This window comes from Spirochaetota bacterium (assembly GCA_026415295.1).
Lineage (GTDB): Bacteria > Spirochaetota > JAAYUW01 > JAAYUW01 > JAOAHJ01 > JAOAHJ01.
The window spans coordinates 58,402-76,645 of record JAOAHJ010000026.1; the positions used below are offsets into that span (position 1 = coordinate 58,402).

The 18,244-nt window shown below is 22.2% G+C and carries 13 protein-coding genes; 5 read left to right on the top strand and 8 right to left on the bottom strand.

All coding sequences use genetic code 11. The features are described from left to right. Positions 1-180: 180 nt before the first annotated feature. The 5 genes from N3A58_06350 to N3A58_06370 all read right to left on the bottom strand — a co-directional run bounded on the left by N3A58_06350 (position 181) and on the right by N3A58_06370 (position 6,936). Positions 181-1,719: a methyl-accepting chemotaxis protein gene (locus N3A58_06350; GenBank protein ID MCX8059018.1), complete on the bottom strand. Its 1,539-nt coding sequence runs from the start codon at positions 1,717-1,719 to the stop codon at positions 181-183. Between the two features lie 170 nt (positions 1,720-1,889). After that, positions 1,890-3,437: a methyl-accepting chemotaxis protein gene (locus N3A58_06355; GenBank protein ID MCX8059019.1), complete on the bottom strand. Its 1,548-nt coding sequence runs from the start codon at positions 3,435-3,437 to the stop codon at positions 1,890-1,892. A gap of 104 nt (positions 3,438-3,541) precedes the next feature. After that, positions 3,542-4,174 carry an N-acetyltransferase gene (locus N3A58_06360; protein MCX8059020.1) on the bottom strand — a complete coding sequence of 211 codons (633 nt, stop codon included), beginning with the start codon at positions 4,172-4,174 and terminating at the stop codon, positions 3,542-3,544. A gap of 23 nt (positions 4,175-4,197) precedes the next feature. After that, positions 4,198-6,687, bottom strand: coding sequence for a hypothetical protein (locus N3A58_06365; protein ID MCX8059021.1), 2,490 nt, complete (start codon positions 6,685-6,687; stop codon positions 4,198-4,200). Positions 6,688-6,708: 21 nt separating this feature from the next. After that, entirely contained in the window at positions 6,709-6,936 is a 228-nt protein-coding gene (locus N3A58_06370) for a glutathione S-transferase N-terminal domain-containing protein (protein MCX8059022.1), read from the bottom strand. A gap of 143 nt (positions 6,937-7,079) precedes the next feature. On the opposite strand from N3A58_06370, the gene N3A58_06375 reads away from it, so the two are divergent. After that, entirely contained in the window at positions 7,080-7,580 is a 501-nt protein-coding gene (locus N3A58_06375) for a MarR family transcriptional regulator (GenBank protein ID MCX8059023.1), read from the top strand. Between the two features lie 61 nt (positions 7,581-7,641). On the opposite strand, the gene N3A58_06380 is transcribed toward N3A58_06375, so the two are convergent. Both N3A58_06380 and N3A58_06385 read right to left on the bottom strand, forming a co-directional pair. After that, positions 7,642-8,349: a glycogen-binding domain-containing protein gene (locus tag N3A58_06380; GenBank protein MCX8059024.1), complete on the bottom strand. Its 708-nt coding sequence runs from the start codon at positions 8,347-8,349 to the stop codon at positions 7,642-7,644. Between the two features lie 89 nt (positions 8,350-8,438). Next, positions 8,439-10,823, bottom strand: a complete 2,385-nt coding sequence (locus tag N3A58_06385) for a hypothetical protein (GenBank protein MCX8059025.1) — start codon at positions 10,821-10,823, stop codon at positions 8,439-8,441. A 280-nt stretch (positions 10,824-11,103) separates the two neighbouring features. On the opposite strand from N3A58_06385, the gene N3A58_06390 reads away from it, so the two are divergent. Continuing rightward, positions 11,104-11,751, top strand: a complete 648-nt coding sequence (locus N3A58_06390; GenBank protein MCX8059026.1) for a hypothetical protein — start codon at positions 11,104-11,106, stop codon at positions 11,749-11,751. Between the two features lie 4 nt (positions 11,752-11,755). On the opposite strand, the gene uvrB is transcribed toward N3A58_06390, so the two are convergent. Further along, positions 11,756-13,738, bottom strand: a complete 1,983-nt coding sequence (uvrB, locus tag N3A58_06395) for an excinuclease ABC subunit UvrB (protein ID MCX8059027.1) — start codon at positions 13,736-13,738, stop codon at positions 11,756-11,758. Between the two features lie 208 nt (positions 13,739-13,946). On the opposite strand from uvrB, the gene N3A58_06400 reads away from it, so the two are divergent. The 3 genes from N3A58_06400 to N3A58_06410 all read left to right on the top strand — a co-directional run bounded on the left by N3A58_06400 (position 13,947) and on the right by N3A58_06410 (position 18,214). Then, complete coding sequence (locus N3A58_06400; GenBank protein MCX8059028.1) at positions 13,947-14,984, top strand: hypothetical protein; 1,038 nt, start codon at positions 13,947-13,949, stop codon at positions 14,982-14,984. Between the two features lie 105 nt (positions 14,985-15,089). Beyond that, positions 15,090-17,195, top strand: a complete 2,106-nt coding sequence (locus N3A58_06405; protein MCX8059029.1) for a hypothetical protein — start codon at positions 15,090-15,092, stop codon at positions 17,193-17,195. Positions 17,196-17,287: 92 nt separating this feature from the next. Further along, the gene (locus N3A58_06410) at positions 17,288-18,214 is read left to right on the top strand and encodes a rhomboid family intramembrane serine protease (protein ID MCX8059030.1); all 927 of its coding nucleotides are present in this window, start codon (positions 17,288-17,290) and stop codon (positions 18,212-18,214) included. Positions 18,215-18,244 lie beyond the last annotated feature (30 nt).

Here is an 18,244-nt window from a genome sequence, read left to right on the forward strand (position 1 = left end):
TTTAAAAATAAATTTAAAACTAATAAAGTTGATTTAAACATTGAAATTAAAAGGAGAAAATATATGAAAAAATAAGTTTTCACTTCTTTATGTAGATTTTATAAAAAAAAATTAAAAAATCAAAATATTTTTGAAAATTTTATTATTTTTAAACCATATATTTTATAATCTTTTTTACTTTTAATCTATTTTAAAATTTTTTATACTTTCATCTATCTTCTTAGATGTGCTCAAAATATCTTTAGCAATCCTTCCCAGGATTTCACTACTTTCAAGAAATTTTTGTGTAGTTTGATTTATATCTTCAACTGCTTTTGATAACTCTTCGTTTACATTTGCTTGCTCAGAAATAGATTCTTTAATCTCTTTTAAAACATTTGATGAAGAAACATTCAACTCAAGAATACTTTTAAGCTTTTCTTTTGAACTTTTAATAGATTCAAGCGATTCTTCCACAATTTTTTCATTTTCTTTAATAATTTTTTCAATTTCAGAGACTGTATTTTCTGCTTTTTCAGCTAAATTTCTTATTTCTTGAGCAACAACAGCAAAACCTATTCCTACTTCCCCAGCTTTTGAAGCTTCAATTGAAGCATTTAAAGCTAAAATATGTGTTTCATCAGTTATCTCATAAATAAGCTCAATAGATTTCCTTATTTTTTTTGAATAATCAAAAATTTTAGATATAGAATCCACAATACTATCAATATATTTTGTAGCATCAATAGCTTTTTTACTTCCTTCGATTATCTTTTCAGAACTTTCTTTTGCATTTTCTGAAATCATCTTAATAGAAGAAGTAGCTTCTTCAATTGCTGAAGATATTTCTTCAAGAGATGAAGCTTGAGAATTAATGGATTCTAAAAAATTGCTCATTAAAGAATTATTTTTATAAGAAATATTATTTAATCTTTCTGTAATATTTTTAAGGCCATTTATAATATTTATAAGATTATCAACCATTATATTTACAGAATTTGATAGTTTACCTATTTCGTCTTTTTTAATTTTTATGTTTATTTTTCTAAGATTACCGTCCGCAATAATTTTTGTATGATCTGATATCTTATTAATAGGAGCAATAATCTTTTTTTCTACATATATTATTAAAATTATATCCATAATAAAAACAAAGATAATAACTGCAAGAAGTCTCCAGTACATCTTAGAAAGAATTTTTACATAAAAGCTTACATCATAGTCAACACCAATAATAGCATAAACTTCGCCCTGATCATTTAATAAAGGTTCAAAATAGGAAACAAAAGTTCCATATTCATCGGTATAAGGTTTTCTGGTAAATGTAGCTTGTTTTGTTTTGTAAGCTTCAACTAGTTCTTTAGGTGGATAATCATATACTGAAAGGTAATCTTTTTTAAATAATTCATAATCAAATTCATTTGACATTAAAAAAATAAAATTATCATCTTTTGGCTCCATAATATAAAGGTAAATAAAACCAAATATTTTAGCTATTCTATTAGTTTGATCAACAATTTTTTTATATTCCTCCCAATTATTGGCAAGCTCTTTTATTTTATTTACATCTGTATATTCAGGAATTAGTTTTGCTATTTCTATACCTTTTTTCATTGTTTCTTTAAAATCTTTAAATATTAACTCATATAATATAAAATTTCTAATTAACGAAAATGTAAAAATTACAATAAATAAAGCAAAAATAAAAATAATTAAAGCAACTCTAAATCTAATAGACATTTTTCCTCCACTTTTTTTTAAAAAATTTTTATATAAAATGAAATATTTGTCAATATTTTTTGATTAAAAAAAAAATTTTATTAAAAAAAGAGAAAATTTTAACTAATTTAATTCTAAAAAATTTAGAGTAAATTAGAATAAAATTATTAGAATAAAATTAAAAGTTCATATTAAAATTCATACTGAAATTTTTTGATATTTTCATTTATTTCTTCTGAAATATTACTTATCTGATATGAGAGTATCTCTATCTCTTTACTATTTTTCAGATAATTTTGTGCAATTTCATTTATTTCTTCAATAGCTTTTGTTATATTTTCTGCACTGTTTACATTCTCAGAAATATTATTCTTTATATTATCAAGAATTTTTGAAGAAATAAGATTTATTTCAATTATATTATTAAGTTTATTTTTTGAATCATTAACAAGGTTTAAAGCTTCATTTATAATTTTATCATTTTCTTTAATAGAATTTTCTATTTCTACAAGCATTTGAGATGCTTTATCTGAAAGGTTTTTTATTTCTGTTGCAACAACAGCAAAACCTACACCCATTTTACCAGCTTTAGTTGCTTCTATTGCTGCATTTAAAGCTAATAGATTAGTTTCATCTGTTATATCATATATTATTTTTAAAGTTTTCTTAAGGTTTTTAGAAGATAAATAAATATTATTCATTGCATTAATCATTCTGTCAATATAATTCTTAGCATCAAAAGCTTTCTTATTCCCTTCATGAATAATAATTGTATTTTCTGTAACATATTGCTCAATTTCCTTTATATTTTTTGTTGCTTTCCTTATTGAAGAAGAAATTTTCTCAATTGATAATGCTTGATAATTAAAAGAATCAATAAAATCTTCTACTACATCATTATTTTTATTAGATATATACTTAAGTTTTTGTGTGGTATTATTAAGGTGCTCTATAATAATTTTAAAATTATCAACCATTATATTAATATTTTTAATTAATACATTTATTTCATTGTTTTCATTATTGTCCTTATGATAAAATTTTTGGAGAAATCCTTTAGAAATATGTCCTGTATGCTGAGAAACTTTTTTTAAAGGAAAAACAATTTTTCTTTGTATAAAGAAAGTAAAAATATAAATAACTGTTAAAACAAAAAATACTATAAAACCAGCATAAAAGTAAAATCTTCTATAAAAATTATTAACAAAATCGATATCATAATAAAAACCAACAATAGCTTGAACTTTATCAAGTTTTGTAATTGGACAAAATAAAGCAACAAATTCTCCAAATTGATCCTTATAAGGTTTACTTAAAAATACTTCTCTCTTTTCATAATAAGCTTTCTCCATTTCTGGTGGAGCATCATAATATATCCAAAAAAAATTTGATTTATTTATACTTGAGTTTCTATCATTTGAAATCAAAAAAACAAAACCTTGATCTGATGGTTTAAAGATATATATATATCTAAAATTGAATATTGAGCAAATTTCATCAAGAAAATTTAATATTTTATAATAATAAGATGACTCTCTATTAAAATTTAAAAGTTCATTTATCAATTCTGGATTTTCTTTAATATAAAATAAAAAATTTTTAGAACCTTTTATAAGATTATCATTTATCAAGCTACTTATTAATTCTCTAGTTAAAAATAGAAAGGTAAAAACAAATAAAATTATTATCGTAATAGATATAAAAAAAATTATAAGTGTTATTTTTCTCTTTAGTGACATAAAATCTCCTATAAAGGAAGAAATCTCCCTATATAAGAGAAACAAGAAAATGTTTTAATTTTATTTTTTAATAATTTTTTTTTTATTAATTTTTTTAAAAAATTTTAATACTTTTCAACTAACCCATCTGAATATTCTTCATAAATTTTATTGCATTGAGAGCAAAAATAAACATTATTTTCTCTTTTTTGCAATGTTACTCCACATTTACAAACCCATCCTATTTGTTTTGCAGGAACTCCAACCATTAGTGCAAAAGAAGGAACATCCTTTACAACTACTGCTCCAGCACCAATAAAAGCATAATCACCTATTGTCACCCCACATACAATTGTTGCATTAGCTCCAATAGAAGCTCCTTTTTTAACAAGAGTTTTCCTATATTCATGTTTTCTTTCTATGAAAGCCCTTGGATTTATAACATTTGTAAAAACCATCGAAGGACCACAAAAAACATCATCTTCAAGAACAACATCATCATAAACTGAAACATTATTTTGTATTTTAACGCCATTTCCTATAATAGCTTTTGAACCAATATTAACGTTCTGACCAATTGAACAATTCTTCCCTATTCTCGCACCACTCATTATATGAGAAAAATGCCACACTCTTGTTCCCGTACCTATATAAGAACCAGCATCAATATAAGAACTTTCATGAACTTTATATTCTCCTAAACCATCATCCGATTTAAATATTTTAAGTTCACCTTCTTTTCTTAAAAACTCTCCCATAAAATCTCCTTTTATTATCTCTATTAAAAACTAATAAATTTTATTTCTTTGAGACTTCCTGCTTCTATAATCCTCTTTTTAATATATATTTTGAGATAGTTTGCTTTCGTTGAATTTCTATCTATAAATACCTCACAATTTCCTGAAATATTTAACTCCCCACTTTCATATAAGTATGTTGCAAAATCTCCTTTTGCAAAAACACCTCTTTTTTTATCTATATCGCTTTGTTCAAAAATAAAAGACACTTTATTTTTAAATAAAAATGTCTTACTTTCCCATAAAACTTCCATAACCTCTGATTTAACAATAAACTTATCTTTTATATTAATAAAAAAAGGATAACCAATAATAGATGCAAAATTTTCTTTATTAACTATTTTAGCACTTTCACCTCTTTGTATTAATTCTATTTTATCACTTTGAAGATAATCATTTTCATTGCTCCATTTTATCAAAAGGACTTTCTCATCAAGTTGATAAGTATCCTCCTCTTTTCCTTCATAAATTAAGTTATTACAATAAATATAAAGTAAATTTACAAAATCAAAAACTTTAACATTTTTTTCTATTTGAAAGCTACCTATTTTATTATTAATTTTGGCTTTATCACCTTTAATTATTCTTGAAGCAAAAAAAATAGATAAATCTTTCCTGATTTCTTTTGAAATTTTATCTTTATCTATTTCAAACCTAGATATTTTTTGAATATTTTCATATATAATTTTATTTGATGCAGGATAAGTAAAAAAATATAAATTTTCTTTATTTTTTTCAATCAATTCTATTTCATTTTTTTCATTTTCAATCAAAAGATTTTTAAAGTTAAGAAGGTTATCTGTATCAACTTTGAAAATATCATAAAATTCTGGTTCATATTTATACTCGCAAATTAAAACATCTTTATTTGAATAAGCTTCTTCTTTAATAAAATCATAGTAAAAATCATCACCAATTATTATATAATTTTTTAAATAATTTTTTACAATACACATTTCTCTTATAGAAAAATATTGATCCGAATAAAAATCTCCTTCTTTTGAAGAAAAAAATATATAATTTTTTATTTCCTCTTTTTCTCTTAAATTTTTAAAATTTCTAAGTTTAAAATCTTTATCAAAAAAAATTGAAAAGTTTAAATAATAATAATTTTTCTCATTATTATATAAATAATTAATTTTAGAAAAATCGATTTTACTTTTCTCTTTATCAACTTCAATTACATAATTAAAAGCATTATTATAAGAAAATCTGTAGTATGTTGCTTTTATATCACTTTTCTTATTAGACTCGTTTTTTTTATCCCTAATAGCTAGATTCCTATTTACAAATTCATATTCAAGGTATGATCCATCTGAATAAAATAGAGTATTTTCAGATAATCTAGTTAAATTTCCCTTATTTATCTTTAATATGTAATTTTGTCCATAATCTTTATATGTAAAAACACCATTATTTCCATAAAAGTGGATTCTATCATCTTTGCTCTCATAAATAACAGTAGCTGAATTATAAATATAATCTAATGTTTTTATTTCAATGTTAGAATTAATAATACTTGAATTTTCTAAACTATTTTCATTTTGTTCTTTATTTACATCTTTTTCAGGTAATTCAATTTTGAATTTATGAGATCTTCCTGCTCCTCTAAAAGATAACTTTTTATTATAGTCAAAAATTAAATAATCTCCACTTTCAATTTCAATATATGTATTTAAATTTTCCCTTTTTATAGATACAAATTCTCCCCTAAAATCTATTCTATTATTTTTGTTAGATATTTCACCTTTTACATTATTCTTAAATGAAACTTTCAAATTATTATTATCTAAAATAATAAAATCAGATTGGACAAAAATGTTTTCATCATTCTGGTTAACTCTATCATTAATACTTTTTATTTTAGAATCATAAAAACAGTTAATTATTTTTTTTTCTAGATCAATCAACATTATATCTGATAAAATTTCAATGTTATTATTATAGTCAACTATTTTAGCATTTTTACTTATGGAAACATTTTTCACTTGTTCAAGAGAATTTAATTTTATAAGATCACCTGAAATAGTTTGTATTATTTTCCCACTATTATATACATTTATTAACCCAGTTTTTACGAGAACATACTTCCTATTATTTAATTTGTTATAAACAGAATAAGCTTTTTCTCCTGATACAGAAACATCAAGAATAAATTCTCCTTGATTTTCAATAAATCTTTCAATAAAAAATTTATTAATATATAACTCTTTTTTCAATAAAAAAGTTTGATTAAACTCATTTTCTATCTGATCAATAAATGATAAATTTTTAATTATCTCATCATCTACTTTATAAATTTCTTGATTAATTGAACTATTTACTTCACTCTTTCTATTTTTATTTACTATAATTAAAAACAAAACAACAAAAAGAAAAAATATTAAAATTAAAAAAATTAAAAAGGGTCTTTTGATAAATTTTAATTTTCTTAATTTTAATAAACTATTAAATATATTATTTAAATTGTACATTAATTAAATTAATAACACAAATTAATTTTTAATCAACCTTTCAAGTCTTGCTCTATCAAAACCTATTATAATTTCACCATTAAAATCTATAACTGGAACACCAGTTTGGCCTGATTTTTTAACCATTTCTAAAGCTCTAGAGTAATCTTTACTAACATCTACATCTTCAAAATCAATATTTTTTGATTTTAAAAATTGCTTTGCTAACTGACAATATGGACATGATGGTGTAGAATAAACAATTATCATATATTCCTCCTAATTTAATTTATCTCTAAAATAAATATAACAATACAAGTTTATATTGTCAACTATTAATTTTTTTTTAATTTATTAAAAATTTCATACTATTTTTTATTGATTTTTATTTTTCTTTTTGTTATTGTTTATTTATGAAAAATATAGAAAAAAATGAAATTAAAAATATTAATTTGAATAATATTTTTGAAAAGATAGAGCAAATTTATAAAATGTTTATTATTTGTAAAAAAAGAATAATTAAAAATTTAAATATTACTCCAGTAGAAACAAAAGTTCTTGATTTAATAAATAGCAATATTAATTGTAATCAGATGAGCATTGCAAAAGCGCTAAAAATAAATAAATCAAGAGTGACAAGAATAGTCTCAGAATTACTTGAAAAGAAGCTTATTGAAAGAACACCATCACAAGATGACAGAAGAGTATATTGTTTAAAACTGACTTATTATGGTCAAGAGATTCTTCAAAAAAATAAACAACTTTGTTCAACTCTTTTTGAAAACTCCATATTAAGCAATCAATCTTCAGAAGAATATTTACAAGACTTTTACAATTGTCTTACAAAATTTTTAGAAAAACTTGAAGAATTTGAAAAAGAACTATCTTTAAAGAGCAAAAAACTTTATTTTTAATCTTTTAAAGTAGAAAATATTACAAAATATTATTTTAATTTAAATTTAATTTATTTTTAATTTAATATGAGTTTAAATTAAAATAAGAGCATTGCTTGCCAAAATAGTCATAACCAATATTTGGGTTATTGGGGTCAATTATCTCTTTTGAATAATCAATAATAAACCTATAAAAATATCTACCTGGTTTAAGTTTCAAACTTATTTTCCAAAATCCATCTTCTTTATAAAGTAAATATTCAAATGGATTCCAGTTATTAAATGAACCTGCAACATGAACAAACTTTTGGCCTTTGTCCTCCATCCAAAAAGTAACAGTTCCATCATTATTCACAACCGGTGAAATAGAATAAAAATTTACATCTTTTGGAATTTCTAATAATGATAATTGGTGGTCATTATTATCTCTATAAGTTCTTGAGTTATTAGGATCAAGAATCCAAAAATTATCCACATTAAATTTATAGACATAAAAACCTTTTTTTAAAGGTTTTTTTAAAAAATAGTACCATATATCGTAAAAAGACTTTTTCATACTTTCCATATACTGCCAATCAAAAAATGAGCCAGATATTTTTACTATTTTTCCTGGTCCAGAGTAAGTAAACAAAACTCCATTAGAATAAATTATTGGTTCTGAAGCTTTAGATATATTGTTTAAATTATTTTCATCTATTTTAGTATTTGTAAAATCGATATAACCTAAAAAAATAGAAGATAAAAATAAAATTAATAATAAAACTTTTATTTTACATAATTTAAAATACATACAAGTACTCTTTTATTTTATTTTTCAATGTTTATTATACTTTTCGAAAGATTTAAAATTAGGTTTAATTTTCTTTGAAAATTTTTTTATTATTTAGATATAATATTACCAAATGAAATATTTTCTTTCTTTGAAATAACCACAGCTTTAGCAACATCATTTGTAACTTCAGTTACTTTAATAATAGCAATCATTATATAATTATTATTTTGATCCACTTTATACACTTTTAATTCGTCCCCTACTTTTACTGAACCTATTTTTTCAATTCTAAATCTTAAAACCTCTGTGTCTTCACTATAGAAAATAACTCTTCCAAGGATCTCAAATTGGGCTTTCTCTATAAGTGTTTGCGCAGTTATAACTGTTTGGCTTACATTTTTCAAACTTTCTGCAATTTTTTCATCTATTCTTTTTAAAATTTCAATTACCTGTTTTGTGTAAGAATTACCAGGATACTTCAAAATTATATCATAAGCTTTTACTTTAGCTTTATTATAATCACCTGTTTCATATAATGAATTTAGTTCCCTAAGAAGTTTTATAACCTCATTATCCATTCTACTTAAATCTAAAGATTTCTGAAAATTATAAGCTATGTCAATAACAGATGGTAAATTAGAAGAAAATGAATAATTTTTTATAAAACTTCTACAAAGATCAATACCTTCTTTAAACTTGTTTTCTTGTTGAAGTCTTAATATTTCTTCGTACACTTTTGAAGCCTCATTTTCCAAATCTTGTTTTTCTTTTTTATCAATTAATAAATATGAAACTTTAATAAAATTTTCCATACTTTGTTTATCAATTTCAGTAGCGACAAAATAGTTTGAAAAAGCTTTTCTATATGTATTGAAAGCTTCTTCATATCTTTTGTTCTTAAAATAATCATTAGCTAAAGTTAAGAGCTTAACCTTTTCATTATAATAATTCTCTTCATTTTGTAATTTATTTATAAAAGATGAAAATGTATCAACCAAAGATACATAGTAATTTCTTCTTTCATTATCAATCTTTTTACTATCTTGAGAATTTGTTAAATAATCCTTAAAATCATTTAACTTTTTAATCGCTTTATCGTAATCTTTCTTTCTTATTTGATTTGAAACATCAAGCAAATAATCTGATATATTTTGTTGTATTTTTAACTCTTCTGTTGACATTATTTGAACCTGAGAAAGTTTTTTTTCAAGTTCCTGACTTTTTTTCTTTTCCTCTTCAAGTTGTTTTTCAAGGGAAGATATTTGTGATTTTGTTTCCTCTATATTTTTTTCCTTCTCTTTTATTTGGTTTTGATAAACCTCTTTATCCTGTTGTAATTTTTTCTCTACTTCAGCAACTTTACTTAAGTATTCTTGTTTTGCTTTCTCAACTTCATTTCTCAAATCATTCATCTGTTTATTATAATTTGAATTAATTTCTGAAACTATTTTATCATATTCTTCTTTTGAAATTGTATTATTTTTTAATAACTTTTTTTGTTCTTCAAGTTTAGCAAGATACTCTTCGTAAATTTTTTTCTGCCTTTCTTCAAGTATCTTATCTTGATTTTTTAAAAACTCTTCCTTTTCTTTATTTACCTTTGTTAACTCATCCTGAACCTGAGAAAGCATTGATTCTAACTTTTTCTTTTCTTCTTCTTGTTTTCTCTTTAACTCTTTAATCAGTATTGCTTCTATGCTTTCAATTTTGGCTACCTTTTGACTTCTTTTTATTTCTTCATTTTTAGAATAGATCAAAAAACCACCAAAAGCTAATCCTGAAACAGTTATTAACAAGATATAGAGAAAAAATATTGTTTTAGTAAAGGAGATAGTATTTTTCAAATAAAATGATATTCTTTTTCCAACATCACTTATTTTTAAAGATTCAGAAATCCTCTCAATCTCTTCAAAAATTCTTTTTTTATCTTCTTCAGTTCCTAAATACTCATCATCAGACTCACTTTCTTTATCATTCCCTGAATTTTTTATAGCCCAAATTTCTTCCTCTGCTTTTCTTATTTTTTTATCCTCAATATTGTTTTTAATAATATTTCTATCTTTTTCATTATTATCATTTATAGCTTTATTTAATTCTCTTGAATATTCTTTTAATTCTTTAATGTTAATTTTATTAAAATTTCCTAAACTTATATCCTTTATAATAGAAGATAAATCAATTAAAAATATTTCTTCATTCTTATATCTTATAATTCCATCAATATATTTATATTTAATATTCATATCAATATCGAATTCATTAATTTTTAACTCTTCAATATCATCTGAGAGTTTAATAACAAAATTATTTAATATAATACTAAAATATTTTTCTTTACTAATGATACTATCAGTTATCTCCGTAAAAATATTATCTAATTCTATTTTATTTTTTGCATTTATAAAGTAATTTTCATCAACTTCTTCATGTAATAGATCTTTTAAAATTCCTACCTTAATTTTTCTATAGTTAATAATTAAAATATTTTTCATCATTATAGCTCCTATTCTAAATATAAGATTAAATTAAACAAAAATATGTAAATAATAGTTATATATATTTTTATAAATATAATTATATCATAAAATTTTATTTTTTCTATATTTTATAATTCTTTTATAAATTTTTATATTTACTTTTTTTTTTATTTTATTAGATTAAATTTTAAAAACAACAATTATGTATGGTATGTTAAAATAAAAAATGGACAAAAAAAAAATTAAAATAAAATTTATATATTGTCTTAAATATTTTTTACTTTTATTTTTATTTATGAACTTATTATCATGCAAATCAATTGGTTTCTATAAATCAATCTCTGAATCTTTCGTTAATATAAGTTATAGATTATTTACAAATAAAGATCTAAATATTATATTTGGAGTTATAGATAAAATATCGGTCCCTCTTTTTAGTCAACAGATTGAAAATCCTATCTCAAATTTTTTTTCTATTTTAACCCCTTTTGATATACTTCCTGAAATTAAAAAATCTGAGCAAATTACACTTTATCCTTGCTTTTTAAGTTTAACCGTTTTAAACTTATTAGAAAATAAGTTAACTGATAAAATTGATATAATAGATTTATATAACATTTTTAAGCAATCTCTACTTTATTGTTTTGAAGAAAAAGTTATTTATAAAAGTTTAAGTTTATCATCAATAAATTTAATATCTATTTATAAATTCAATCAAACAATCCCTTTAATGAATTTCTTAATGAATCACATTAATTATAATGAAAAAAAACTCTATGAAACCATAGAAAAATATAAAAATAAAGAAATAGGGAAAATAAAATATTTAAATTTGAATTTTGGATACTTTTTTCTTTTTAAGAATCAAAATACTTTTGAAAAAAATAAGATCTTAATATTCTCAAATAAAAAAGAATTAATAAAAATTAAAATTCATTATTAAAATCCTACATACTCTTAAGCTCATTTATTTTTTCTCTTAAAAATATTGCATTTTCAAAATTCCATTTTTTTGCTTCCTCTTCCATAAGATCTTTCAAAATTTTTATAAGTTTTTTTCTATCCTCTATATTATATATATTATAACTTTCAAGCAAATCTTCATAAACAACATCTTTTTTAATTTCTTCTTTTTTTATTTTTTCCCTTTCAATAAATTCAGATTTCTCTTTACTTATCGATTTAGGTATTATTCCATATTTTTCATTATATTCAAGCTGTATTTTTCTTCTCCTTCTTGTCTCTTCTATAGCAACTTTCATAGAATCAGACACATTATCACAGTACATTATTATTTTTCCATTAACATTCCTTGCTGCTCTACCCATCATTTGGATTAAAGATTTTTCTGATCTTAAAAAACCAACTTTATCAGCATCAAGAATAGCAACAAGTGAAATCTCAGGGATATCTATCCCCTCCCTTAAAAGATTTATCCCTACAAGTACATCAAATTTCCCATTTCTATAATCTGATATAATTTCAACTCTTTCTAAAGTTTTTATTTCTGAATGTAAATATTTTGCCTTTACACCTTTTTTTAATAAAAATTTGGTAAGGTTTTCTGCATTTTCTTTTGTCAAAGTTAAAACAAGAACTCTTTCATTTACTTTTATCCTACCTTCAATCTCTTTTAATAAATCATCCATCTGTCCTTCACTTTTTCTAACTTCAATTTCTGGATCAACTAATCCTGTTGGCCTTATGATTTGCTCTACTATTATGTAAGAATTCTTCTTTTCATATTCACCTGGTGTTGCCGAAACAAAAATTATTTTTTTAAAATATTTTTCTACTTCATTAAATTTTAAAGGTCTATGGTCTAAAGCTGATGGTAATCTAAACCCATATTCAACAAGTATCTTTTTTCTTGAATAATCCCCATGATACATTCCAATAAGTTGTGGAATAGTTACATGTGATTCATCAATAATTATTAAAAAATCTTCAGGGAAATAATCAAGAAGAGTAAAAGGTGGTTGGCCAGGAAGTCTACCAGAAAAATATCTTGAATAATTTTCAGAACCTTTAACATACCCCACTTCTGTTAACATTTCTAAATCATACATAGTCCTTGACCATAATCTTTTTGCTTCTATTTCCTTTCCCTGTTTTATTAATTCATCATATCTTATTTTTAGCTCTTCCTCTATCTGTTTAATAGCAATCTTTCTTACCTCTGGAGTAGTTACAAAAAAATTTGCAGGATAAAGATAAAATTCACTTATCTCCTCTATTTTATTACTGGATAAAGGATCTATTATATAAATTTTCTCAATAATGTCACTAAAGAAAAATACTCTAATAGCATCTTTAGAATAGGCTGGAAATATATCAAGAATATCTCCTTTTAATCTAAACTTACCTCTTACAAAAGAAATATCATCCCTTTGATAATAAATAGATAAAAGGTTATATAATAAATCATTAATTTTTATCTTTTGATTTTTATAAATATGTATTCTTTGTTTCTTGAACTCCTCTGGATTTCCTATACCATAAATACAGGATACTGTTGCAACAATAATCACATCTCTTCTTGAAAGAAGAGCTTCAGTGGCTTTAAGTCTTAATCTATCTATCTCTTCATTTATTGAAGAATCTTTTTCTATATATAAATCCCTTTTTGGAAGATATGCTTCTGGTTGATAATAATCGAAATTTGAAACAAAATACTCAACTCTATTTTCAGGAAAAAAATTTTTAAATTCTCTATATAGTTGTGCTGAAAGAGTTTTATTATGAGAAATTACAAGAGCAGGAAGACCTAATTTCTCAATAATGTTAGCACAGGTAAATGTTTTGCCTGAACCTGTAACTCCAAGAAGTGTTACTTTTGTTTTACCTTTTTCAAAAGATTCTATAATTTGCTCTATTGCTTTTTGCTGGTCATAAGCTGGTTTAAAACTCGACTTTAATTTATAATTCATATCTTGTTTTTTATTCCTTTTATTATGCTTATTTCTATTATTATGATTTCTTATTATGAATAATTAAACATTCTTTTAATTTAAATATTATTTTTATATAATTTTAATCTTTATAATAAAAAATTATCTAATAACTATCTATTAAAATAAAAACTTACATATATTCTAGAAATTATTAAGTTTTTATTAAAACACCGAAAAATAAGATATGATAGAGTATAATAAAAAAATAATATATACATTTACTAAACCCATTTTACCATCTCTATTAATATTTACAATATTATTATCCTCTTTTGCAATTCCACAAACTATCTATGCAAAAAATATAAATGAGGTCTTCAATAAAATAAATGAAGTTTCAAATAATTTTATAAATAAAATAAAAAGTAAAATAATCAAAATATTCTATTTTGACAAAAAACAAAAATTTATAAAATATGAAAATCAAGTCTTTTTTGCAAAACTATATCTAGAGACAATTCTTGAAAATTCATTATATGAAGGGCTAAATTACATTGATAGATCATCAAAAGAAAAAATCAGTTTGTATTATCTCGAAGAAATCGAAAGCAATTACAAACCTTTAATTCTAAATAAATATAAAGAATATTATTTTTCTTTTTATTCAAATAATAATGACTTTAGTAAAATTTACTTATATTTATATAAGCCCAATGGAAATATTATAAAAAACTTTATTGTTAAAAATATAAATTATGAGATATTAGAAACAAATAATATTTTTATTGCAGACTCTATAGAAAAAAAATTCTTTTTCGTAAATATATATTCAAATTTAAATTATTTTGATAAGGAAGTTTTTATTTACACATGGGCTCCAAAATTATCACTGCTTGATTATATATTGATCTTTTCTCTTTTACTTTTAATTATTTTTCTAATAATAATTACCCAAACTTATTATTCTATTCTTTTAGAAAAAAAAATAATTAATGTAAATGAAAAAAATGAAATTTTAGAATTAAATAAAAAAGAATTCAGCTACATTAACCTAAATGATGAAAAAAATAACTCAATTAATTTTAAAAAGAAAGATACCAATAAAAGTTTAATTGAAAAAACAAATTTTTTGAATAATAATTATAAAGAAGATAAAATTGAATCAAAAATAAAAACTAGCGAAGATAATTTAAATCTTATTGAAAACAAAAATTTAAATGAAAAAGAATTTAATTTTGATAAAGAAATTAAAGAAATAGAAAAAGAAATATTGGATTTATAATACTTTATTTAATCAATATATTTAAAAAAATTAGATATTGGATTTAATTTATATATTAATTTTTTTTTATAATAAATTAAAAAATAAAAAATTGGGAGATTATAAATGGATAAAGGTTTAAAGAATTTGCTTATTTCGATAGTTATTGCTCTTTCAATCTTTATTTTAATTTTAATATTTATTAAAACAAATATTATATCATTTAATATAAATATATTAACTAACAATGATCAGCAAAAATACTTTAAGAATTTATTAAATATAAAAACAAGTTTTTATGAATATATAGATGTTAAAAAAACAAAAATAAAAATTGGACTTATTAATAATATTTTTATTAATAATTTTTTAAACTATAAAGGAACAAAAGAATTAGAGTTCTTAATTCAAACATTTCTAAATAACAATGAAGATATAATAGCTATTACCTTAATAGATAAAAATGGAAAAATATTTTTTACATCTCCGGAAAATCCAGATTTAAATAATAAATCAATAAATACTTTAATTTTGAACGAGTATTTAAAAAACAATTTTGTTTTTGATAATTTACTTTCAAAGTATGATCAGTATTCGAAAATAGCATCAATAATAATACCTTACCCTATTTATAATAACAAAGATAGTAGTTTTTCTGGTTTAGCTCTATTTCACATTCATGGAAGTAGTATTGCAAAAGAAATAAAAGAAAGATCTTCTGTAGATATTAATTCATTAATTTATCAATTAGGTAATAATGTTATAATTTTTTCACCATATTCAGAACTTCTCGAGGATAAGAAAGAGCTCTCTAGAATTATAAATACTATCTCTAAAGAAAATAAACTTGGATTTATGGGTCCAAGTAAAGAATTCAAATCAACTAAAGGCACCTATTATATTTTTTATGATGCAACCCCTTCAGAATCAAATTATAAATTTGGTCTAATAACTATTAAAATTCAAACAAATAAATTTCAATTATTACTTATTACAATATATGCAATATCAATCATTGCTCTTATAATATATATTTTATTAGTATCATTTAGCATTGCAGAAAAGGAAATTAAAAAATCTCCTTATATCGAAAAAAAAGATAAAAAATTTATTAAAAGAGAAGAAGATGAATTTTTAGATTCAGTCTCAAAGAAAAGTTTCTCTGACCACTATCTTGAAGAAGCTTATACCCCTACAAGTGTATATTCAGCAACTCAAACCAAAGAAAGCAAAAAAGAAGAGTTAAAAAGTTTAATAAAAGATATATCCAAAAGTGATTCATTAAAAGCAAAAGAAGTACCACAAGAATTTGATCATTTTGATATAGAACTACCATCACTTGCTGAAGATGAAAAGATTTTAGAAGAAAAAACCTCTGAAGAAATTGAGCTTCCTTCTTTAGAGGAAGAACCTAAAATATCTGAAGAAGAGATCGAACTTCCTTCTCTTGAAGAACAAACTTTAATTGAAGAAAAAATACCTGAATCCCTTGAAGCTGAAGAGGAACTTGAACTTCCTAAACTTGATGAAGAAACTTTATCCTCTTTTGATCAACAACCTACTGAAGAAATTGAACTTAAAGAAGAAAAAAGTAGTGAATTTGAACTACCTGAATTAAGTGAAGAGATTGTTTCTACTGAAGAAGAAAAAACCTCTGAAGAAATTGAACTTCCTTCTTTAGAGGAAGAACCTAAAATATCTGAAGAAGAGATTGAACTTCCTTCTCTTGAAGAGCAAACTTTAACTGAAGAAAAAATACCTGAATCCCTTGAAACTGAAGATAAAGATATTGCTTTATCAGATAAAGAAATAAGTGATATTTTTCAAGATGCCGAAACAAAACAAATATCTCCATTCGATCAGATATCTAAAGAATATGCTATAAATTTTAAAATAGATAATATTATTATATTAAAAAATGAAAACAATAAATTTGTAACAGTTGGCTCTTCAAACGAAAATTTTAGTTTAACTTTTGACAATGATGAACCATTAATCGAAAAATTATTAGAACTCAAAAAAGATATTTATATACCACAAGGAATCTATAAATTTAAACCCCTTCTTGATAAAGACGAAGATTTCTTTTCAAATATTGATGGGATCTATTTAAAACCTAAATTTGAAGGAATTAAATTAAACAATATTATTTGTTTCTTTCTTAAAAAAGGGAAAACATACGATAAAGAAATTTTGCTTAATATTGCTAACAAAATATCAGCTTTAATTTAATTTATATTAATTTATTAAATTAATAATAAAATTTTGAAAAAAATTATAATTTTATTATTTTTGTTTATAGTCAAATATTATAGGAATATCTGATGTATAATTATAATACAAAAAGAAGTGCAACTTTAATAATACTTATTATTAATATTTTATCTTTTTTTCTCTTTAGATCTATTTTTTACTATTTTATTGGCTATTTTGCTCTAAGTTCATATGGAGTATTTTATAAATTTTATTTTTGGCAATTAGTTACTTATATGTTTCTTCATGGTGATTTTTCTCATTTATTTTTCAATATGTTTATATTTTTCCAAGTTGGACTTTTACTTGAAGCTTTATGGGGTCAAAAAAAATTCTTAATTTTTTATTTTCTTTCAGGAGCTATTACTGGTTTAATTTCAATTTTTATATATTTTCTAGCAGGATTAAATAATATTTTTTTAATTGGAGCATCTGGAGCTATATATTCTTTGATGGTTGGTTTTGCTTTAACAATGCCAGAATCGATTGTCAATATATACTTTATAATTCCCATAAAGGCTAAGTATACCCCTTTTCTTTTTGCTGCAATAGATATATTTTTCTGGATAATTACCCCTTCTCCTAGTGGAGCTATAGGTTCAAGAGTTTCTCATTTGGGTCACCTTATTGGAATAATTGTAGGTTTTATCTTATATCCAATTTTAATAAATAAATATATTTCTTTTTCTGAAATATTTAATATCAATAAAAAATCAAATATTTTTTATAATAATTTTAGCAACAGAAAAAAATTTAAAAATGAAAATATAAAAAATGAAGTAGAGATAATTCAAAATTCTATTTATAAAATAAAAAATAACATTGGTTTCTCACAATATGAAATAGAAGAATTAATAAATATTAGTCAAAAATTGAATCAGAATGAAAAAATAATTTGTGATTCTAACATATTCGAAATTAATAATATAGATTGTTTAAAATGCCCGAAAATTGCTTTATGTATTTTGAGATATATAAAAGATCATAATTTAGATTAAATAATAATAAATATTCTATTTCATATTTAA